This window comes from Aequorivita viscosa (assembly GCF_900106795.1).
Classification (GTDB): Bacteria; Bacteroidota; Bacteroidia; order Flavobacteriales; family Flavobacteriaceae; genus Aequorivita; species Aequorivita viscosa.
Window position 1 is genome coordinate 66497 of sequence record NZ_FNNS01000004.1, and the last position, 21153, is coordinate 87649.

Here is a 21153-nt window from a genome sequence, read left to right on the forward strand (position 1 = left end):
TGAAGGATTGAAGTGACGTTTGCGGTGGCTCATTTTGGAAATAACTTATCTTTGTCTGTGGTTTTCCAAAAATACTATAAAATCTACGATGCCTACAGAAAATAGAATGAAAGTGTGCCTGGTTGCAATTTCTTTGGGAAAGGGTGGTGCAGAACGATCTACTGCACTTCTTTCTCAAATGTTGGATAAGAAAGGCTATGACGTTCATATCGTAATTTTGAATAATTTGATTGATTATCCGTATGCTGGAAAGCTTTTCAATTTGGGCGAAATTAAAGACGAAAACGATTCTTTAGCGAAAAGGGTGAAACGCTTTAAAAAACTTCGGGCTTATTTTAAAGAGGAAAACTTTGATTATATAATTGATAACCGAACCCGAGTTTCTGCTGGAAAAGAATGGTATTATTTAAATTATTTATACAAAGGTTTTAGAATAATCTACGTTATCCGAAGTGCTAATTTAGACCAGTATCTTCCAAAGGAAAAATGGATTTCTCAACAGATGATTAAAAAATCCCATAAGATTGTTGGGGTTTCAAAACATATTGCGAAGGAAATCAATTCACGGTTTTCAACGGATAAAGCTATTGCTATTTACAATCCGGTAATGGAAATTTCAACCATCGAAAACAATATTAATGATGAGAAATACATCATATTTGTAGGTAGGCTTAAAGATAGCGTTAAAAACATAAGTCTTTTATTGGAAGGATATGGTCAATCGGAGTTGCCTCAGAAAAACATTCGGCTAAAGATTTTGGGAAACGGAGAGGATCGTGATAAATTAATCCAAAAGGCAAAAACGCTTCGACTTTCAGATACTGTTGAATTTGTATCTTTCAAACCTGATGTTAATCCGTATCTCAAAAATGCGCTATTCACCGTTCTTACTAGCAGATATGAAGGTTTTCCGCGTGCTTTAGTAGAATCGTTGGCTGTTGGAACTCCAGTAGTTTCCGTAGATTGTGTAAGTGGTCCAAATGAAATTATTGTAAACGAAAAGAATGGACTTTTGATTGAAAACTTCAATGTCGAAGCCTTAGCCGAAGCTATGAATCGTATGGTTTTGGATAAGGAATTGTACGAGAGATGTAAAAATAACAGTGTAGAAAGCATAGCCCATTTGAGCATAGAAAATATAGCAGAAGATTGGGATAAATTATTGAAAAATGAAATATCCTCGATTAATTTGTAAGCAACGAGAGAATGATTATTTGGATATTCCGTATGTCCTTTAAAAAACAAATAGTACAGTCAGATGAAAAGTACCGAGCTCGATAAAATTGAACTGTTAGAAATTCCAAAAATCAGTGACCCTGATGGTCGCGGAAATCTTTCGGTAGTAGAAAAGGATTTGTTGCCCTTTGTGATAAAGCGGGTGTATTATCTTTATGATGTTCCAAGTTCTTCAACCCGAGGAGGCCACGCCCACAAACAATTGCAACAATTTTTGATTGCCTTGAGCGGAAGTTTCGACGTGGTGCTGGACAATGGAACTCAAAGAAGAACCATAACCTTAAACCGACCCGATCGAGGCCTTTTAATTCCAAACGGAGTATGGCGTGAATTGGAGAATTTTTCGTCTGGAGCCGTGTGTCTTTCCTTGGTAAGTGCAGAGTATAATGAGCACGATTACATTCGGGAATATGATGAATATCTACGATTTGTAGGCCGTTAATCGCGTTCCAAAGGATTCAAACATAACCTTAATCCGAATAAAGAGCATCAAAACGCTCCGTGGTTGCTTCAACAGAAAACGCTGTTTTGAGTTGAGGTTGTTTATATCAATTTTACGCACGTATTCATGGAATGAATCTAGGTCTTTGGCCAATTTATGCTGGATGGCAAATGAATACCTATTAATGTCGAGATACTTTTTTAGATATAGATTTTCTCTAGCAACTTCCTCGTACTTGTCGGGATTGAAAAACACCCTGTTTTTTGTTGGTGTATGCGATATTCGGTTGCTGCCATCTAAATTGTGTCGCGCTGAAATCTGAGTAGAGAAAACCATCGGTGAAGCAAGGGCCGCCCTTATCCAAAGGTCGGTGTCTTCTCCAGCTCCATTTGTAATTGTTGCGTCAAAACCCTTTAATTGCTGAAAAAAACTCTTTTTCATACAAACCGCCGATGTCCAAGCCAGCGCATCAATTAAGCTATTTTTGAAATAATCGTCCACAATTCCACTCCATCCCTTCTTTTCTAGAATTGGTGAAATCATGGAAGTAATCAATTTTTGATTGTGCTTTTTTTCGTAGGCCGTTGCATACCACTGTGCTTCAGGTAACTTTTCAATAAGATTATTGAGGTTTTCCAAATGGTGCGGATGCCAATAATCATCAGCATCTAGAAAAGCAATGTGTTTGGAAGTTGCTTGTTTTACGGCGAAATTTCGTGTAAGAGCAACGCCTTCATTTTTTTTGTTGAACAGCTTTATCCGAGAATCGGTAAGTGACTTAATAACTCTTTCACTTTGGTCCGTAGAACCATCGTTAACAATAATCACTTCGAAATCGGAAAAGCGCTGTGCGAAAAGACTTGCCATAGTTTTTTCTATGTCCTTTTCCTTATTGTATAAAGGGATTATAACCGAAAACTTAGGCATTGTGCTGTTTTTTTAATTTGATATAATAGTTTAAGCGGTACAAATCAAACCAGAATAGATTTGGGTTTTTAGAATTGAAATTCCGCTCCATCGTTGTTTTAAACGTAGAAATTATTAAGCTAAAAACACTTGATAAATGCAGCTTTTTTAATTTCAAATAGCTTTTTTGAATGGGGCGCATATCGTCATCCATCAACTCTTTTTTCTCTAAAATCACTGTGGATTCAACTGCTTTTAAAGCTTTTTTAATGAATTTGTCATTTTCCTCCAGTCCAAAGTGAATCACAGGATTGTCAATATGAACGACCTTAGTATTCATCTTTTTTAATTGATTAGAGAAGAAGTTATCCAGCCCATAATGATTTTCAAGTAATGTGTTGGCCTGTAAAAAAACACTTCTTTTAATGCATAAATTCTGCGAAATTATAAAAAACGGCTCTTTTTGTCTAAGCGTAACCGATTTTGCTTCTCGTGCCCGACCGTATTTCCAACGTAGGATTTTTTCACGAATTGGTCTGACTTCCTCATAACTAATACCTCCAAAAATTACATCGCAATTATTGTTGCTTATAGCTTTTACGTAGCTTTCAATAAAATTTGAATTCTTAGGAAGTACATCTGCATCCAAAAACAAAACCCAATCGTATTTTGCTTCAGAAGCCATTAAATTTCGAATTGCTGTGCGCCCAATGTTCTTTTCCAGCTTCTTATAAACCGAATTTTTAAAATTATTTATACCGTCATTTTCAGGTTCAGGATTTGGCGAACCGTCATCATAAACTCGGATTTCATATTCAATATTGGTTATTTCCAGCTGTTTGTGAATCGCTGAAACCAAAGAGAGAACCTTATAATTATATGTCGGAATAAGAATTGAAATCATTTTTGACACTCGAAATTCAATCTGCTAAAATACAGCAATCTTTTTTGGGTTGCGGAATATATAAGTAGAATTCGATGTGATTGCGAATTATAGTTTTCTTCATTTTTGAAAAAATAAGTACCTTGTGAAAAAGTATTATTCGTGCGCAAACTACTCTTGTTTTTATTACTAATTTTTGCTTCTCTTTCTTTGGAAGCCCAAGAAGATGCTTGGTTCTATCTCCGCGCTCACGATACGGCTTATATTCCTTCCTTTGCGAAAAAAAGTGAGTATTTGGTTTATACAGGAACTGATTCAAAATTAAAGTCAGTTTTGGATAAATATAAGGTCAAGACTTTTAAAAAAACCTGGAAACACGCGAAGAAACAAAATCTTAAAAAGACATTTTTCGTGATTTCTGATTCTGATAGTTTGATGAACGATTTGCTTAAAAACGCATCACATTTGTTTGAGTTTGGTGAAATAATTGCCGAAGCCGATAAAAAAATATTTGAGCCCAACGATTACGGACTTACTAGCACGATTGGCGAAAATCTAGGCGCACAAGTAAATTTGGATTATCTCGATGTGTTAGACGTGCCCAAAGCTTGGTATTATACCACAGGTTCGCGTGATGTAATTATCGGGATTTCAGACGGCGGAATTGATACTTTAGACATCGAATTTGCAGGAAAAACCAAAGTTGTTCGTACTTCACCACTTTCAAAAGGTCACGGGTATTCTGTTGCAGAAACGGCGGCTGGCCAAGGCGATAATGCTTATGGAATCCCTGGTGTGTGTTATGATTGCAGTATTTATACCACCAATTATTCACATTTTCATTCGCTCGAACAATTGGTCGAACTTTCAAGAATGGGTGTGAAAGTTATTAATTGTAGTTGGGGCACCACGACTTTCTATGAAACTGCGCAAGAGGCAATTTATGAAATGTTAGAAAATGGAACTGTTGTAGTTGCAATAGGCCATAACAGAAGCTTTTCAAAAGGAAAAGGCAAGGTTTATTACTATCCCGCTTCGTATGACAAAGTTATTGCTGTGTCGTCTGTTACGCACCGTTATGAAGACTTTCGGGAGAATATAAAGATTAGCGATAACAATAAATACTACGTCGAAAATGTGCGGTATTATGTAAGTCGAACTGCGGGTTTTAAAGATAATGACACAACGCAAACCCCTTATCTCTACGATCAAAGTATTAAGAATTTGAATGACGAAATAGATATCCTTGGGCCATCGGTAGGAATTTTTCGATATGGCGAATTGGCACTTAACGGCAAAGTGGATGTCAGCCAGTTTAATCAAACTTCGGGTGTTGCGCCTTTAATATCAGGGACTATAGGACTTATGTACTCAGTTTATCCGTGTCTTCCGGCTGAGGAAGTTGAAAGTATTATAAAGTTAACCTCTACTAATATTGATGATGTAGAGCCTAACAAACCCTATAAAGGATTGTATGGCGCTGGAATGTTGAATACTGGAAAAGCAGTAAAAATGGTTTTTGATATGTTTGCTGAAAAAGAAGCAGTTAGAATCGAAAATCAGAAATTTAGTCGTTGGGAATTTATACTCACTTCTATTTCGGATGTTGTAATTCAAAATCAAGAATTCACAGAAAACGCTACTTTAGAACTCACTTCAAAGAAAGGAATTACCATTTCACAAAACACGGTTCTAAAGCCAAATGAAACAGGTAAAATTCACTTAAAAATTGACCCTTTACTTGAAAAGGAATGTGAATTGCGTCTTCGCGATCCTAGTATTTTGGAAGATTAAAACGTTGGAAACACGACTAAAGGGAAACACGAATCACGACATTTTGAATCACGGCTACTTGGGAACTTGACCTTTTAAACCTTCTATAAATCTCATCCCTGTCTGCTGCGCTTTGGCAGGCCTAAGCCTTTATCGAGGGAAGGGAGTTATCGGAATTAAATCACAACAAGTCCCAACGATAAATAAGACGATTTCAAAATGTAAACAGTAATATCAGGGCAAAATTAAAATAGAGCCGTGATTAATCTACAATCAAAAATCGTATATCGTAAATCTAAAATCGCTGCTTCTCTAAACTGTTTTCTGAACGACTTCAAAAATCTGACTATCCTCGCATTTCAATGTTTTTGAAGGATATTTTAAAAGGAGGGCGTAATCGTGTGTTGCCATCAAGATGGTGTTTCCGTTTTTATTGATTTCCCGCAAAACCTCCATAACTTCCACGCTTGTTTGTGGGTCTAAATTTCCGGTAGGTTCATCTGCGAGAATCAACTCTGGGTCGTTTAGCAAGGCTCTGGCAATTGCAATACGCTGTTGTTCTCCACCCGAAAGTTGGTACGGATATTTAAACGCTTTGGTTTTCATATCTACTTTGGCAAGCACTTCGTTGATTCTGTTTTCTTTCGCTACTTTATCTTTCCAGCCCGTTGCTTTTAATACAAAGTCGAGGTTGCTATGAACGGTGCGATCGTTCAATAACTTAAAGTCCTGAAATACCACGCCAAGTTTGCGTCTTAAAAACGGAATGTCCCGCTCTTTTAATGTCGCCAAGTCGTAACCTACAATATGGCCCTGACCTTTTTGTAACGGTAGGTCACCATAGAGGGTTTTCATAAAACTACTTTTTCCAGTTCCAGTTTTTCCAATTAAATACACAAATTCCCCTTTTTCTATCGAGACCGAAACGTCTGAAAGTACGAGATTGTCGCCTTGAAAAATGGAAGCATCATTTAGGTATAGAACGTGATTGGACATTGGAATTTTAGATTTTAGAAGTTAGATTTTAGAATGATAATTACTTTTTATCCAGATGAATCTTTCATATTCTGGTCAACTGGCCAACCTTAAAGAAGACTGTATTGATGTTGAATTATACAATTGTTTTCGATTTCAGTTTCAGTTTCGTTTTCTCGTGTTATGAGTTCAGAGTTCTCTCAAACATCTGTCAAAAATAAGTTGAATTACTGCGAACTGCAACTGAATACTGCTACTTATTTACTATTCAAAAATTTTTCTTTCAATGCATCAATTTCTTTTTGTTGCTGAAGTGTATAAAGCGTTAGTTCTTCAATTTTCTGAAGCAGTAGTAAATTCATTTCTTTTAATGATATTCCATCTTCTTCCATTTGTGCTGCGGATGGAACTTGTGGCAAATGAAGGTTCATCTTCAAAAATGTTTCGAGTTCTTCCAAAGAAATCAATTTGTATTCCGGCAAAGTTTCGGAAAAACCGTTATAATATTTCTCAAAAACATAGTCGGGTGCAACTGCGCCATCTAAATCTACTTTCACTTCTTGGGTGTGAATTGTACCTTTAACCGTCAAAAGTTCATCGGGTGTGTCGGTTCCAATACCAATTTTACCGTCCTTTTCGGTAATATTTTTAAATGAATTCCGCTGGGCAGTGGCGGAAATTGAAAATATAAGTAAACCGAAAATCAATAATCTTTTCATAGTTATGTCTTTGTGAATTATCAAAATTTAAAAATACGGATTTTTAAATAAGTGGATTGTATTCTAAGTCCCAAAGGTTTTAAATCCTTTGAGGTTTGAATCTGAAGATAAAATTAAGATCCAGCGTTATACTTAATCCTAATTTCTAGCGTTATATTCAAACAAAAACAACCTAAAAATTTATTCGTTAATAAACTCTAAAAATTTACAGTATAGCCGAAAGTTACATTTAAGATTAAATATCTTTACGCAATCAAAAACTGTAAATAATGATAAAGAACTTTGTTGTTTTTTCGCTTTTTCTCTTCCTTTCAATCTCTTCATATTCGCAACAAACTGCGGTATATACCAACGATTTAGTCGATTTTAATCAGGCGCTTGAGCTGTATAACAATAAACAGTATCTGGCAGCACAGACGCTATTCGACAAAATCAAAAATAGCACTGACGACCAAACCATTCAAAGTGACTGCGAATATTATATCGCCAATGCTGCGGTACGGCTTAATCAGCGGAATGCAGATCAATTAATGGAAACGTTTGTAGCTAAAAACCCTACGAGCTTAAAGCGAAATTCGGCCTATTTAGATGTAGCAAATTACTATTTCGACAACCGAAAATATCCGCAAGCCCAAAAATGGTACGAGAAGGTAGATACGAGTAATTTAAGCCGAAGTGAACAGGAACAGTTCGAATTTAATAACGGATACGTTTATTTTCAGGCAAAACAATTCGACACGGCAAAGAATTATTTTAACAGCGTTTCCACGTCGCAAAAGTATGGTTCGCAAGCAAAATATTATTTAGGTTTCATCGCGTATGAAGGCGACGATTACGAAGAAGCCAACCAAATGTTTGAAGAGGTAAAAGGCGAATCCCGTTATTCCGAAGACCTTTCGTATTACCAAGCAGATATGAATTTCAAACTCGGAAAGTTTGATAAAGCTATCGAAATGGGGAAGCAACAATACGATAAATCGAGTCCCCAAGAAAAAAGTCAACTCTCAAAAATAATTGGTGAAAGCTATTTCAACCTTGGTCAATATGCCGAGGCGGTTCCGTATTTAAAAGAATATAAAGGCACTCGTGGCAAATGGAACAATACCGATTATTACCAATTGGGTTACGCATATTACAAACAAGGCGATTTTGAAAAAGCCATTGGCGAGTTTAATAAAATTATCGATGGAAAGAATGATGTTGCACAAAACGCCTACTATCATTTAGCTGAAAGTTACTTAGAACTGAATAAAAAACAAGAAGCCCTTAACGCTTTTAAAAATGCTTCCGAAATGGATTTCAGTTTAGAAATTCAGGAAGACGCATATTACAACTATGCGAAATTGAGTTATGAAATTGGGAACAGCTACAAAAGCACTCCGCAGGTTTTGATTGATTTTATGGAAGCATATCCTAAAAACCCTAATAATACTGAATTGAAAGGGCTTTTGATTGATAGCTACATAACTTCAAAAAACTATAAAGAGGCTTTAAATTTATTGGAAAACAACAAGAATTTTCAAGATAAGGAAGCCTATCAGAAGGTTGCTTTTTTCCATGGCGTAGCGCTTTATAATGAAGGAAACTACAACGAAGCGATTGTTATTTTGGATAAGAGTTTAAAAGAACCGAAGGATTCAAAATTTACAGCACGTGCCATTTATTGGAAGGCCGAGAGCAATTATGAACTCTCTGACTTTGAAAGTGCTTTAAGTGGATACAAGCAATTTCAGCAAATGCCCGAAGCGAAATCTTCTCCCGAATTTCAAAATCTAAACTATAATTTGGGATACGCTCAGTTTAAGTTAAAAAAATACGCAGAAGCAATTTCCAATTTTAAAGCCTTTGCAGGCGCATCGGCTTCAGATAAGGTTCGAAAAAAAGATGCATTTATGAGATTGGGCGATAGCTATTTCGTGACCAGTCAATATTGGCCAGCAATGGAAAATTACAATGAAGCTATTAAAATGGATGGCGCAAATGATTATGCCGAGTTTCAAAAAGCAATTAGTTACGGCTTTGTAGATAGAACCGAAAAGAAGTTGGAAGAGCTTATTGCATTTGTAAAGAAGCATCAGAACTCTGTATATCGCGACGATGCCTTATACGAATTAGGTAATACCTATGTAGCACAAAATAAAACCGCAGAGGGAATTTCGGCGTACGACCAATTGGTTCGAGACATTCCTAATAGTAGCTTCGTGCCAAAAGCATTGATGAAAAAAGCGTTGATTTACGACAACACAGGCAGAAGTAACGAAGCACTCGCTGTTTTTAAACGAGTTGCAAAAGATTTTCCTTCAACTCCAGAAGCCTTGCAAGCGGTGGCATCGGCAAAAATAATTTATATAGACGAAGGAAAAGTAAGCGAATACGCCACTTGGGTAAAAACATTAAATTACGTAGAAGTTGAAGATTCGGAATTGGACAACGCAACTTATTTGGCTGCCGAAAAACCGTACTTAGAAAACAACCAATCTCAGGCACAAACCCGTTTCGAAGGTTATTTGAAGCAATTTCCCGAAGGAAAAAACGCTATGAAAGCGCATTTCTATCTTGGTCAGATTTTCTTCTCAAATGAAAAGTCAGACAAAGCGATTCCGCATTTCAAATTTGTTGTGGAACGTGAAAGAAATGAGTTCACCGAACAAGCCTTGGCACGGATTTCAGAATTGTATTTAGGCAAGAAGGAATATCAAAACGCGCTTTCATATTTAAGTCGATTGGAAAACGAAGCAGATTTCCCACAGAATATAATTTTCGCTCAGACCAATATGATGAAGGCTTCGTATGAATTGAAGAAGTATTCTGAAGCAGTTGGTTATGCTGAAAAAGTACTTCAGAATCCAAAAATTGACAACGCTATTAAGAGCGACGCACAGGTAATCATCGCACGTGCCGCAATGGAAACGAATAATGAGGCAAAAGCAAGATCTGCCTATGCCGAAGTTCAAAAAACCGCGACAGGAAAACTTGCTGCCGAAGCACTTTATTACGATGCTTATTTTAAAAATAAGGAAGGTAAGTTTGCAGAATCTAACGCGTCTGTTCAGAAATTAGCTAAAGATTACTCAGGATATAAAATATACGGAGCCAAAGGTTTGGTAATTATGGCGAAGAACTTTTACGCGTTAAAAGATGCATATCAAGCTACTTATATTCTGGATAGCGTTATTAAAAACTTCACAGATTTCCCTGAAGTTGTTGAAGAAGCGAAAGCAGAATTGGCAAGTATAAAAGCTGCCGAAGCAAAAACAAATTCATCTGTAGAAACCGGAAATTAGGAATCAAACCTCACAGGTCTCTGAGACCTGTGAGGTTTCTTCAAACAAAAACACCACATTAAAAATCTTATAATAAGTATGTCAAATAAAGGAATAGTATTGCTCTCGTTCGCGACAACCTTGTTGTTCAATCTTTCAATGTTTTCCCAAGAAAAAGAACTAGGTACAGAAGTGGTAAATATTGTAAGACCATATACTCCCACAATTTCCGATGCCTTTAAAGTAAAGGAAACTCCAAGTTTAACCGATTCCACGACCACCCAGAAAAAGGAAGTGAAATACAACATATTTTCAGTTCCCGTTGCATCTACATTCACGCCAGCAAAGGGAAAGGCAACAGATGTGGAAAAAGTAAAGCGTGAAAAGTTATATAACAACTACGCTACCTTAGGTTTTGGAAATTACACAACCATTTTAGGCGAATTGTACAGCAATTTTGAAATCAGCCGTACAGAAAGTGCTGGTTTTTTCTTTCGCCATAATTCTTCACAGGGCAACATTAAAGGTGTAGAATTGGACAATCAATATTATGACACCAGTTTAGATGCTAATTACACCAATCGTGAAAAAGATTTGACCTACACAATCGAAACAGGATTTGAGCATCAAATGTACAATTGGTATGGTGTGCCAACGGGGGTATTTGCACCTCACGTTTTGTCTGATATCGATGCGAAACAAACATATTTCAGTGGCTATATTGGCGGCAATTTAACTTTGGCCGATTCGTATTTTGAGAAAAGCGGGCTTACTATCCGCTATTTAGGCGATGCTTTTTCGTCTTCAGAATTTAATGTGAAGCTTACTCCAGAATTTTCATTTCCTATAGAAAATCTAAATTTGCGAGTAGAAGGAGATATTGATTATTTAAGCGGAAGTTTCGACAAAAACTATGCGAATACTTCCGATATGAAGTACAGCTTTTTAAATGTAGGCGTTGCGCCATCTATTGCTTTTACAAATGAAGATTTATCAGTTACTTTAGGAGTAGCAGGGTATTTGGTGATGGATTCAGAAAACAGCGATACCGATTTTTCACTTTATCCAAGATTGAATGCTTCGTATCGCTTAATGGATGAAACTGTTGTTGTGTATGGAGGAGTAGAAGGCGGAATTCAACAGAATTCATATTACGACTTTAAGGAGGTGAACCCTTTTGTTTCCCCAACCTTATACATTGCGCCAACTAAGAATATTTATGAAGGTTTTGGAGGTCTTAAAGGAAAGTTGACAAGTACAGTGGCCTATAATTTTAGAGCGGCTTACGGACAAGACAAAAACAGAGCGTTGTTTTTAGCGAATCCTAGAAAATCTAATGCACAAGAAGGGTATGAACACGGAAATTCGTTCAATGTTGTTTATGACGAAGTAAACACCTTATCAGTTTTTGCCGAATTACAAGTGGCTATCTCTAGTGATATCTCATTGGGAATTAATGCAGATTATTTTAATTATAGTACAGACATTCAAAGTGAAGCGTGGAACTTGCCAAGTTTAAAAGCATCTGTGTTTTCAACTTTTAACATCACAGAACAATTTTATGGAGGCGCTTCCATTTTCTTTGTAGGCGAACGCAAGGATCTTTTCTTCGGAGACATTCCTACTCCAGAAGTTGTTACGTTGGACGGTTATTTAGATGCCAATGTGCATTTTGGCTACCGATTTACCGACCGACTTTCAGCTTTTGTAAAAGGAAGCAATCTTTTAAGCGACAACTACCAGAAATGGATGAACTATCCTGTGCAAGGAATCCAAGCATTAGTGGGAGCTACTTATAAGTTTGATTGGTAAGTCTAAATAAGGCTGATTTTGATTGATTTAGGTGTGTTCCTGATTAACATAATTGTGTTAGTTGCTTTTAGAAAGCAGATGTTTTCTATTTTTACAAATCAATTATACAGATAATGAGAAACATACTATTCGCTTTATTAGCAATTTCAGTTTTTTCCTGTGCCCCAGATAAAATTCCTGCTGACTTACTTATTAAGAATGCTACAATTTACCTGGTTGACAAAGAATTCAACACCGCCAATTCTCTTGTAGTTAAAGACGGAAAGATTCTCGAAATAGGTTTAAAGCCCGAACTTGAGTTAAAATATAAAATTAAGGAAACTTACGATGTCAAAGGAAACACTGTTATTCCTGGATTAATTGATGCCCACGCACATTTGTATGGCCTGGGGCTTGGACTTCAAAATGTGGACTTGATTGGAACAACAAGTTTTGATGAGGTCTTGGGAAGATTGGTTGCCTTTCAGGAAGAAAAACAACTTCCGTATATAATCGGTCGTGGATGGGATCAAAACAAATGGGAAAACAAGACTTTTCCAAATAAAAAAATGCTCGATTCCTTGTTTCCTAATACACCAGTTGCCCTGCGAAGGGTAGATGGACATGCTTTATTGGTGAATTCAAAAGCGCTCGAACTTGCTGGTATTACTACAAAAACCAAAGTTGAAGGTGGCGAAATTCACGTTGAAGACGGAGAACTTACAGGAATTATTATCGATAGTCCAATGGAATTGGTAAACAAAACCTTTCCTAAGATTACTCGAGAAGTTTCTATTAACGCCTTGTTAGAAGCTGAAAAAATAAGTTTACAATATGGCTTAACAACTGTTAGCGATGCTGGTTTAGACAGAAACATAATCGAGCTTATTGATTCCCTTCAAAAGGAAGAAAAATTCAAGCTGAGGATGTATGCAATGGTGAGTAATAGTCCTGAAAATGTAGCTTATTATTTACAAAATGGGACTTATAAAACAGACAGGCTGAACGTACGCTCTTTCAAAGTGTATTCAGACGGCGCTTTGGGGTCGCGAGGTGCGGCAATGCGCGAGCCATACAGTGATAAGCCGCATCATCACGGTGCTATGATTACAACCCAAGCCAGTTTAGATACCTTGGCTCAGAAACTTGCTAACTCAGAATTTCAGATGAACAGCCACGCAATTGGCGATTCTGCTAATGTTGCTGTTTTACGCGCTTATGACAAAGCATTAAAAGGTAAAAACGACCGACGTTGGCGAGTGGAACACGCTCAAATAATTTCACCAGAAGATTTTAATTATTTTTCAGCGAATCATAACATAATTCCTTCTGTGCAACCAACACACGCTACAAGCGATATGTATTGGGCACAAGATAGGGTAGGCCCCAAAAGAATGAAAGGGGCTTATGCGTATAAAACATTGCTGGATAAAGCAGGAGTAATTGCCTTAGGTACAGATTTCCCAGTGGAAAACGTAAATCCGATGTACACATTTTACGCAGCTGTTGCGCGAAAGGATTTAGAAAATTTCCCTGAAAACGGTTTTCAAATGAAAGATGCGCTAACTCGTAAAGAAGCCTTGCGTGGAATGACGATTTGGGCAGCCTTTGCCAATTTTGAAGAAAATGAAAAAGGAAGCATTGAAGTTGGAAAATTTGCCGATTTCACCATTCTTGATAAAAACATAATGGAAGTTGATGAAGATGAAATCCCAAATACGAAAGTGGTAGCGACCTTTATAAATGGAGAGCTAGTTTTTGAAGCGGAGTAGTTAAACCCCAAAGGTCTCTAAGACCTTTGGGGTCTAATCCTCGCTAAGTAATCAAAATTCTCTCCGCGTTCAATCACTTCAAAATGGAGGTTGTTTTCAACGCATAATGCTTCAAACAACTTCTCATCAAGATAAAGCCATTCAAAAGGCTCGCTTTCCATTTCTTTATAGCGCATTGTGAATTCCAATTCGCCATAATAGCGGTCTGCAGGAACTAAAATTCCGCCTTCTTCGGTAGCATCGTACATATATTGCAAATCGCTTGAATCAATCAGAATCTGCCCTTTCGGATGTAATAGCGATTTTAAATGCTGAAGATATTTGGAGGTGGTTTCCAAATTCTGAAAAATCCCAGTTCCATTCATCAGCATTAATATAGAGTCGAATTTTTCATTTTTCAACTGAAGCAAATCGATATGTTTTGCGTTTTTAAGTCCTCGTAATTTACAAACTTCTATCGCACCTTCAGAAGTGTCAATTCCCAAAACATCAAAACCTTTTTCTTGAAGATAAAGCGCATGACCACCAGCGCCACAACCCACATCCAAAACTTTTCCTTTGGCAAATTTTAATGCTTTTTGCTCTATTTCAGGCATTTCATTGAAATCTCTGAAAAGATAAGGCAGCGGTAATTCATCTTCTTCTGAAATATTCGTTTCCGTAATAATATCTTCGGAATAGTTTCCGTTGTAGTAATCCAATAACGCTGTGCCGATTATGTCTTCCATAAGTTTGTAAGTTGAGAAGTTGCTTTTCAATTTAATTTCTCATCACGAAAGTATTGTTATTTGTTGACATTCTTGATAATTATTCAGTTGAGAATAAGAAGATGCGACTGAGAGGTAGTAGATTTGTATTTTAAAATTAAAATGGTCTCTGTGTATCTCTGCGATTTCTCAGCGCAACTCTGTGTAACAACTATTTCGCTGAGTTTCCCAGAGGTATGCTGAGGCTCACAGAGAAATACGATTTAAATGGAAAAGATTTTAAACGAACTTCCCCAAAAAGCAAAAGAAGCCGAAAAGGAAAACAAAAAGTTTTTCGCAACGCTGAAGAAAAAGCCGCCAAAGCATTTAGATACTTTGATGCAAGAACTTCACGAGGAAGAATTTGAACGTATCGATTGTCTTACTTGCGCCAATTGCTGCAAAACAACAGGGCCTTTGTTTACAGACAAAGATGTTGAACGTATTTCAAAACATTTCAGGATGAAGCCGCAGCAGTTTATTGAAACCTATTTGCGGATTGATGAGGATAAGGATTATGTTTTACAAAGTGTGCCTTGCACTTTTTTAGGAGCGGATAATTATTGCAGTATTTACGATGTTCGCCCAAAAGCCTGCCGCGAATTCCCCCATACCGACCGAAAAAAGTTCCAACAAATCTCGAATCTTACAATGAAGAATGTCGCTATTTGCCCAGCGGCTTATAATATTGTAGAGGAAATGAAGAAACGCTTGGGCGTTAAAAATCCAAATAACAATAAGGCAAATTCCAAATCTCAGTATCCAAATCTCAAATAAATCACAAATTACAAGCTAGAAAGGGCAAAAGAAATATAAACCCTAATCTTCAATTAACGATAATACAAATTTCAAATCCTCTTTTTTAGAGCGCGCACGGGCTTTGAAAATTGAATTTTTGAATTTTGAGTTTTATTTGGAATTTGTCATTAGGAACTTAATTATATAGCAAATACTTCCCCCGTACCTTCTCAAACTTCCCCAGTCCTTCCTTCCAAGAATCCCGAATTTCTTCGGCGGATAATCCTTGTTCAATTTGCTGCTGTAGTTGTTTGGTTCCTGCCAATTTCACAAAAAACGAATTGAAGAAATCTTTCTTTTTGCCATTGGCGTTATAAGCATCAATCAGCCATTCCAAGTTGATTTTATTTAAGCGTGGTTCTTTCCGAAGGTCTTTTCCATAACAAAGTTGCCCTTTGAATTTTGGTTCTTTCGAACCTTCATTGGGTTGAGGAGTATATTGAAAAGAATATTTGGAAGCAGGTAAACTCGGAGCACCAAAAACCTGAAATTGCATTTCCGTTCCGCGACCCGCATTTATAAAAGTACCCTCAAAAAAACAAAGACTTGGATACAAGTTTATGGATTGGTCGTTTGGTAAATTTGGTGATGGTTTTATCGGAAGTGAGTATAGAGTTTTGCGTGTATAATTCTCCATTTCAATTACGCTCAAATCACATTTCAACCTGTTGTTAAGCCATCCTTCTCCATTTATCATTTTTGCATATTCACCAATCGTCATTCCGTGAACTATCGGAATTGGGTGCATTCCCACAAAACTTTGATGTTCTTTTTCCAAAATAGGGCCGTCAATATAATGTCCGTTGGGGTTTGGACGGTCCAGAACGATTACAGAAATCCCCAACTCTGCACAAGCTTCCATTACATAATGCAACGTCGATATATAGGTGTAAAACCGAGCGCCAACATCTTGAATATCAAAAACCACTACATCAATTCCTTTTAGCTGTTCTGGAGATGGTTTTTTATTGCTTCCGTAAAGCGATATTAATGGAACGCCCGTTTTGGAGTCAATTCCGTCTTTTACATGCTCGCCTGCATCGGCAGTTCCGCGAAAGCCATGTTCGGGTGCAAATACTTTTTTCACTGAAATTCCATTTTTTATTAGATAATCTACTAAATGAAATTCCATATAAAAAGTATGTTGAGGTGAGGTTTGATATTCTTCTTCAGCGATATCTTCAACCATCGAGGTCTGATTCGCCACAACGCCCACATTTTTTCCTTTCAACAATTTGGAATAAACCTCAAACCGCTCGGCTCCCACAATAATTTTGGAGGCCTGAATCTCTTTTATCTCTATTTCCTGTTCTCTATTCTCTATTCTTTGCTCTTCATTCTCTTCTCTTTGTTCTTTTTTCTCCACAGAACTTCCACATGAAAAAATAGTCAGAACAATCAATAAAACTGTATTTTTGAAAAAAGTTAACTTCATAAGATTTAAGTGAATTTCGAATTTTTCATCGCTCGGCGCATCATTGCTTCTAAGGACTATAAAAGTAGTATTTCGGCACCGATAATAAAAATTGCGATTACTGCTATTGCTATTGGGGTAATTATGATGTTGATCTCCATTGCAACTGGCATTGGACTTCAACAAAAGATTCGCGAAAAGGTTTCGGCTTTTAATGGCGATATCATCATAACCAATTTTGATACCAACTTTTCCAACGATTCTCAAAACCCCATTTCAAAAGAACAACCTTTTTACCCTAAATTTAAAAATGTTGATGGTATAAAGCACGTGCAGGTAACGGCTTCCAAAGGTGGTGTAATCCGCACTGAAACTGATTTTGAAGGCGTGGTCGTAAAAGGTGTGGGCCACGATTACAACTGGGATTATTTTCAAGATTATCTTGTTAAAGGAAAACTTCCCGATTTTAAAAACGATTTAAATGCAGACATTTTAATTTCAGAATATCTTGCAAATAGGCTTCATCTAAAACTAGACGACAAGATTGCTACGTTTTTTTTAAACGATGAAGTTTCAAAAGTTCCAAGACCATTGGGACTTAAAATTGTTGGAATTTATAATAGCGGCTTTCAACAGTTTGATGAACAGTTTATCATTGCTGATATTAGGCATATTCAAAGATTGAACAAATGGGATGAAAACCAAATTGGGGCGTTTGAAGTTTTTGTAAACGATTTTGATGAAATTGTTCCCATCGGAGAGGCGGTTTACAACGAAACAGGAAGTACACTCGACACCCAAACCATTCGCTACAAATACGCTTCCATTTTTGAATGGTTGGATTTATTCGACTTTAATATTTTGGCAATTATCGGGATTATGATTTTGGTGGCAGGTATCAATATGATTACCGCGCTTTTGGTTTTGATTTTGGAACGCACGCAAATGATAGGAATCCTAAAAGCAATGGGAAGTAGCGATGGCAGCGTTCGGAAGATTTTTATTTACAATGCAATGTACCTTATAGCTGTTGGTTTGTTTTGGGGCAATTTAATAGGAATTGGATTGTTGTTAATTCAAAAATATGGAAAGGTCTTTAAGCTAAATCCAGACACGTATTACGTAAACGAAGCCCCTGTATACCTGAGTTTGGATTATATTTTAATTTTAAATGCAGGGACCTTTGTGCTCTGCCTCTTAATGCTTTTAATTCCTTCGTTTATTATTTCCAAAATATCCCCAGTGAAGGCGATTCGGTTTGAATAAGGATTTCAAAATTTAAAGACTTCTGTTTTTTTTGATGCTTTTAAGGAGTGTAATGGAAACCTATCTAAATCTTTTATTTTCATCAATAAATTGTACCTTTGCCGCTTCAAAATATACTATGGACTACGCAGAAAACATCTTAGGAACTATTGGTAACACGCCAATGGTGAAAATCAACAAAATTATAGGCGACATTCCTGCTTTGGTACTTGCCAAATATGAAACTTTTAACCCAGGAAATTCGGTTAAAGATCGTATGGCGGTAAAGATGATTGAAGATGCAGAAGCCGATGGAAGACTTAAACCCGGAGGTACTATTATTGAAGGGACATCTGGAAATACAGGAATGGGCTTAGCACTTGCTGCTATTGTAAAAGGCTATAAAATGGTCTGCGTAATTAGCGACAAACAAAGTAAAGAAAAAGTTGATATACTTAGAGCTGTTGGAAGTGAAGTAGTTGTTTGCCCAACCGATGTTGCTCCCGAAGATCCACGTAGTTATTATTCCGTTTCTAAAAGATTAGCGGAAGAAACGCCAAATAGTTGGTATGTGAACCAATATGACAATCCGAGTAACGCCAAAGCACACTACGAAAGCACAGGTCCTGAAATCTGGAAACAGACCGACGGAAAAGTAACGCATTTTGTGGTAGGAGTAGGTACTGGCGGAACCATAAGCGGCGTTGGAAAATATCTGAAAGAACAAAATCCAAATGTGAAAATTTGGGGTATTGATACCTACGGAAGTGTTTTCAAAAAATACCACGAAACGGGAATTTTTGACGAAAATGAAATATATCCTTATATCACTGAAGGTATTGGTGAAGATATTCTGCCTAAAAATGTTGATTTTAGTATAATTGATGGTTTCACGAAAGTAACCGATAAAGACGCTGCTATCTACACGCAAAAGCTTGCCAAAATGGAAGGCTTCTTTTTAGGAAATTCCGCTGGAGCCGCGATAAAAGGCTTGTTGCAATTAAAAGAACACTTCACCAAAGACGACGTAGTTGTGGTTCTCTTCCACGATCACGGAAGTCGCTATGTTGGTAAAATGTACAACGACGAGTGGATGCGCGAGCAAGGCTTTGTTGAAGAAGAAGCGTAAAAGCCTTTACTTTGGCTTAAAGATTCAGCCAATTCGCTTTATATTTGTATATTAAGTAATTCACGCTCTGGAAATTTTTATTGCATTTCGAGCTTGAATACGTAACAACAAATTACTTTTAGCAATTATCATGAAAAAAGAAGCCAAAAAACTTTTTCGTTTTCTGCGTACGAAACCTGTGCCTGCAAATACTAACGAAATTTTGGCTCTGGAGCGTACAAAATTAGCCAATGAACGCACCTTGCTTTCTTATATCCGGTCTTCACTTTACTTGCTAATTGGCGGAATAGGAATTTTACAACTAAAAGATTTTGAAAGTATAAAATGGCTGGGTTATTTGTCACTCGGCGTTTGTGTAATATTTTTAACTGTTGGCATTTTTCGATATATGCTTTTAATGCGAAGGCTTTACAAATGGAATCGGATACTTTTTGTAGATACTATTTCAGAAAAAGTCAGTAAACAAGCTGATGCTCAGGATAAAGCGAATGATTAAAGAGTTGTGAGAAGGATTCTTTTTCATATATTTACGTAATCTTTATTTACACCTCCCTAGAATACTATTTTAAGTTTATCTGTCAAGAAACCTAAAAGGGCTCAAAGCAGTTAGGCGTTAGGCATCGTAGTAAATAGCTTCAAAATAGCCGCTTATTTCGTGAAAATCGATGTCTTACGTTCTATATCTTATAGTCTTATGTCATAAATATTATGGATTGCTATGAAAGAGGATTTTCTTCATTATGTATGGAAATTTCAAAAGTTTGAAGCATCTAATTTTAAAACTTCGGATGGCGAAAATCTCCATATTAAAAATCAAGGGGCACACAACTTAAATTCAGGTCCCGACTTTTTCAATGCCCAAATCGAACTCGATGGTCAATTATGGGCTGGGAATGTCGAAATTCATATAAAGTCTTCAGATTGGTATGCGCACGGCCACGAAACAGACGCTGCTTATGACAATGTAATTCTGCACGTAGTCTGGGAACACGACGCCGAAATTTTTAGAAAAGATGGCTCTGTTGTTCCCACGTTAGTTTTAAAAGAACTTGTCCCAAAATTTACTCTAGTTCGCTATCAAAAACTATTTTCAAAAGAGAAGAAATGGATTAATTGTGAAAACGATTTTGCCGATGTAAATTCTTTTATAATTGAAAACTGGTTGGAGCGACTTTATATTGAAAGATTGCAAAAGAAGGGTAAAGTGCTGCTTCAGGAATTGGAAGAAACACAAAACCATTGGGAAGCTCTTTTGTTTCGAATGTTATGTAAAAATTTTGGCCTGAATATTAATGGCGAATCTTTCTTTAGTATTGCGAAATCGGTTGATTTTTCTGTTGTGAAAAAGTCTAGTCCAAATCATCAGAATTTAGAAGCTTTGTTGTTGGGACAAGCTGGATTGCTCGATGGAGAAAAAGAAGATGGCTATTTTCACTTATTGAAAAAGGATTACGAATATTTAAAACGAAAATTCAATCTTCAAAATGAAGGCATTATCACTCCATTGTTTTTCAGATTGCGCCCACCAAACTTTCCGACCATTCGGCTTGCTCAGTTAGCAGCACTTTACAATCAACAAGATAATTTGTTTTCGAAAATAATTTCCCTTAAAAACACTTCAGATTTTTATACACTTTTAGATATTACGGCTAGTGAATATTGGAATACACATTATAATTTTGGAGTGGCTTCAAAAGACAGTAAAAAGCGCATTACAAAGAGCTTCATAAACTTGTTAATAATTAATACAGTGCTTCCTATAAAGTTCTGCTACGCGGTTCAACAAGGTCAAGATGCTTCCGAAGAAATATTGAAAATAGCTTCCGAAATTCCTTCTGAAAAAAATGGAATTGTCGATAAGTTTAATTCATTAAAAAGTATTTCAAAAGCTGCTTATCAAAGCCAAGCCTTGCTTCAGTTAAAAAGTGAGTACTGCGATAAACACCGCTGTTTGCAATGTGCCATAGGAAACGCTATCGTAGGTTCTGGAATTAAATCAATAGACAACAATGTTACCTAAAATCATTTTTTTTCGCGAAGTGGTTTTAGCTTTTTAAAAGT

At 36.7% G+C, this 21153-nt stretch carries 17 protein-coding genes; 11 read left to right on the forward strand and 6 right to left on the reverse strand.

Annotated features, from left to right (window positions below):
- Positions 1-88: 88 nt before the first annotated feature.
- The gene (locus BLW28_RS03120; protein ID WP_073214220.1) at positions 89-1195 is read left to right on the forward strand and encodes a glycosyltransferase; all 1107 of its coding nucleotides are present in this window, start codon (positions 89-91) and stop codon (positions 1193-1195) included.
- Between the two features lie 63 nt (positions 1196-1258).
- A complete protein-coding gene (locus BLW28_RS03125) occupies positions 1259-1678 on the forward strand; it encodes a sugar 3,4-ketoisomerase (RefSeq protein ID WP_073214223.1) in 420 nt (139 codons plus the stop codon).
- On the opposite strand, the gene BLW28_RS03130 is transcribed toward BLW28_RS03125, so the two are convergent.
- Both BLW28_RS03130 and BLW28_RS03135 read right to left on the reverse strand, forming a co-directional pair.
- Positions 1658-2605 (reverse strand): glycosyltransferase family 2 protein, encoded by a 948-nt coding sequence (locus BLW28_RS03130; RefSeq protein ID WP_073214227.1) that lies wholly within the window; start codon positions 2603-2605, stop codon positions 1658-1660. The two genes, BLW28_RS03125 and BLW28_RS03130, sit on opposite strands and share 21 nt — an antisense overlap.
- Positions 2598-3488 (reverse strand): glycosyltransferase family 2 protein, encoded by an 891-nt coding sequence (locus BLW28_RS03135; protein ID WP_073214230.1) that lies wholly within the window; start codon positions 3486-3488, stop codon positions 2598-2600. Before BLW28_RS03135 ends, BLW28_RS03130 begins: the two co-directional genes overlap by 8 nt.
- A 141-nt stretch (positions 3489-3629) precedes the next feature.
- Between BLW28_RS03135 and BLW28_RS03140 the strand changes: the two genes are divergently transcribed.
- Positions 3630-5261, forward strand: coding sequence for a S8 family peptidase (locus BLW28_RS03140; RefSeq protein ID WP_073214233.1), 1632 nt, complete (start codon positions 3630-3632; stop codon positions 5259-5261).
- Between the two features lie 291 nt (positions 5262-5552).
- Here the strand turns inward: BLW28_RS03140 and BLW28_RS03145 are convergent, their stop codons facing one another.
- Positions 5553-6236, reverse strand: a complete 684-nt coding sequence (locus tag BLW28_RS03145) for a cell division ATP-binding protein FtsE (RefSeq protein WP_073214238.1) — start codon at positions 6234-6236, stop codon at positions 5553-5555.
- Positions 6237-6472: 236 nt separating this feature from the next.
- Positions 6473-6934: a tail fiber protein gene (locus tag BLW28_RS03150; RefSeq protein WP_073214243.1), complete on the reverse strand. Its 462-nt coding sequence runs from the start codon at positions 6932-6934 to the stop codon at positions 6473-6475.
- A 269-nt stretch (positions 6935-7203) separates the two neighbouring features.
- Between BLW28_RS03150 and BLW28_RS03155 the strand changes: the two genes are divergently transcribed.
- The 3 genes from BLW28_RS03155 (at position 7204) to BLW28_RS03165 (ending at position 13760) form a co-directional block, all read left to right on the forward strand.
- Positions 7204-10218, forward strand: a complete 3015-nt coding sequence (locus tag BLW28_RS03155; RefSeq protein WP_073214247.1) for a tetratricopeptide repeat protein — start codon at positions 7204-7206, stop codon at positions 10216-10218.
- Between the two features lie 78 nt (positions 10219-10296).
- Positions 10297-12009, forward strand: a complete 1713-nt coding sequence (locus tag BLW28_RS03160) for a TonB-dependent receptor (protein WP_073214250.1) — start codon at positions 10297-10299, stop codon at positions 12007-12009.
- Positions 12010-12122: 113 nt separating this feature from the next.
- Positions 12123-13760 carry an amidohydrolase gene (locus tag BLW28_RS03165; RefSeq protein ID WP_073214253.1) on the forward strand — a complete coding sequence of 546 codons (1638 nt, stop codon included), beginning with the start codon at positions 12123-12125 and terminating at the stop codon, positions 13758-13760.
- A gap of 17 nt (positions 13761-13777) precedes the next feature.
- Here BLW28_RS03165 and BLW28_RS03170 read toward each other — a convergent pair whose 3' ends face one another.
- Positions 13778-14488, reverse strand: a complete 711-nt coding sequence (locus tag BLW28_RS03170) for a class I SAM-dependent methyltransferase (RefSeq protein ID WP_073214575.1) — start codon at positions 14486-14488, stop codon at positions 13778-13780.
- Between the two features lie 246 nt (positions 14489-14734).
- Between BLW28_RS03170 and BLW28_RS03175 the strand changes: the two genes are divergently transcribed.
- The gene (locus tag BLW28_RS03175; RefSeq protein WP_073214257.1) at positions 14735-15283 is read left to right on the forward strand and encodes a YkgJ family cysteine cluster protein; all 549 of its coding nucleotides are present in this window, start codon (positions 14735-14737) and stop codon (positions 15281-15283) included.
- A gap of 157 nt (positions 15284-15440) precedes the next feature.
- Here the strand turns inward: BLW28_RS03175 and BLW28_RS03180 are convergent, their stop codons facing one another.
- Entirely contained in the window at positions 15441-16739 is a 1299-nt protein-coding gene (locus BLW28_RS03180) for an exo-beta-N-acetylmuramidase NamZ family protein (RefSeq protein WP_073214259.1), read from the reverse strand.
- A 9-nt stretch (positions 16740-16748) separates the two neighbouring features.
- On the opposite strand from BLW28_RS03180, the gene BLW28_RS03185 reads away from it, so the two are divergent.
- From BLW28_RS03185 to BLW28_RS03200, 4 genes are all read left to right on the forward strand, one after another.
- A complete protein-coding gene (locus BLW28_RS03185; RefSeq protein WP_073214262.1) occupies positions 16749-17984 on the forward strand; it encodes an ABC transporter permease in 1236 nt (411 codons plus the stop codon).
- Positions 17985-18102: 118 nt separating this feature from the next.
- Complete coding sequence (locus BLW28_RS03190; protein WP_073214578.1) at positions 18103-19092, forward strand: PLP-dependent cysteine synthase family protein; 990 nt, start codon at positions 18103-18105, stop codon at positions 19090-19092.
- Between the two features lie 130 nt (positions 19093-19222).
- Positions 19223-19588: a DUF202 domain-containing protein gene (locus BLW28_RS03195; RefSeq protein ID WP_073214265.1), complete on the forward strand. Its 366-nt coding sequence runs from the start codon at positions 19223-19225 to the stop codon at positions 19586-19588.
- Positions 19589-19810: 222 nt separating this feature from the next.
- On the forward strand, positions 19811-21112 hold the full coding sequence (locus BLW28_RS03200; RefSeq protein ID WP_073214270.1) for a DUF2851 family protein: 1302 nt from the start codon (positions 19811-19813) through the stop codon (positions 21110-21112).
- The last annotated feature ends 41 nt before the right edge of the window (positions 21113-21153 follow it).

Excerpts from the sequence above, each read along its gene's own strand:
- BLW28_RS03120 (WP_073214220.1), top strand. The coding sequence starts at position 89 with ATGCCTACAGAAAATAGAATGAAAGTGTGCCTGGTTGCAATTTCTTTG.
- BLW28_RS03125 (WP_073214223.1), top strand. The coding sequence starts at position 1,259 with ATGAAAAGTACCGAGCTCGATAAAATTGAACTGTTAGAAATTCCAAAA.
- BLW28_RS03130 (WP_073214227.1), bottom strand. The coding sequence starts at position 2,605 with ATGCCTAAGTTTTCGGTTATAATCCCTTTATACAATAAGGAAAAGGAC.
- BLW28_RS03135 (WP_073214230.1), bottom strand. The coding sequence starts at position 3,488 with ATGATTTCAATTCTTATTCCGACATATAATTATAAGGTTCTCTCTTTG.
- BLW28_RS03145 (WP_073214238.1), bottom strand. The coding sequence starts at position 6,236 with ATGTCCAATCACGTTCTATACCTAAATGATGCTTCCATTTTTCAAGGC.
- BLW28_RS03150 (WP_073214243.1), bottom strand. The coding sequence starts at position 6,934 with ATGAAAAGATTATTGATTTTCGGTTTACTTATATTTTCAATTTCCGCC.
- BLW28_RS03155 (WP_073214247.1), top strand. The coding sequence starts at position 7,204 with ATGATAAAGAACTTTGTTGTTTTTTCGCTTTTTCTCTTCCTTTCAATC.
- BLW28_RS03160 (WP_073214250.1), top strand. The coding sequence starts at position 10,297 with ATGTCAAATAAAGGAATAGTATTGCTCTCGTTCGCGACAACCTTGTTG.
- BLW28_RS03165 (WP_073214253.1), top strand. The coding sequence starts at position 12,123 with ATGAGAAACATACTATTCGCTTTATTAGCAATTTCAGTTTTTTCCTGT.
- BLW28_RS03170 (WP_073214575.1), bottom strand. The coding sequence starts at position 14,488 with ATGGAAGACATAATCGGCACAGCGTTATTGGATTACTACAACGGAAAC.
- BLW28_RS03175 (WP_073214257.1), top strand. The coding sequence starts at position 14,735 with ATGGAAAAGATTTTAAACGAACTTCCCCAAAAAGCAAAAGAAGCCGAA.
- BLW28_RS03180 (WP_073214259.1), bottom strand. The coding sequence starts at position 16,739 with ATGAAGTTAACTTTTTTCAAAAATACAGTTTTATTGATTGTTCTGACT.
- BLW28_RS03190 (WP_073214578.1), top strand. The coding sequence starts at position 18,103 with ATGGACTACGCAGAAAACATCTTAGGAACTATTGGTAACACGCCAATG.
- BLW28_RS03195 (WP_073214265.1), top strand. The coding sequence starts at position 19,223 with ATGAAAAAAGAAGCCAAAAAACTTTTTCGTTTTCTGCGTACGAAACCT.
- BLW28_RS03200 (WP_073214270.1), top strand. The coding sequence starts at position 19,811 with ATGAAAGAGGATTTTCTTCATTATGTATGGAAATTTCAAAAGTTTGAA.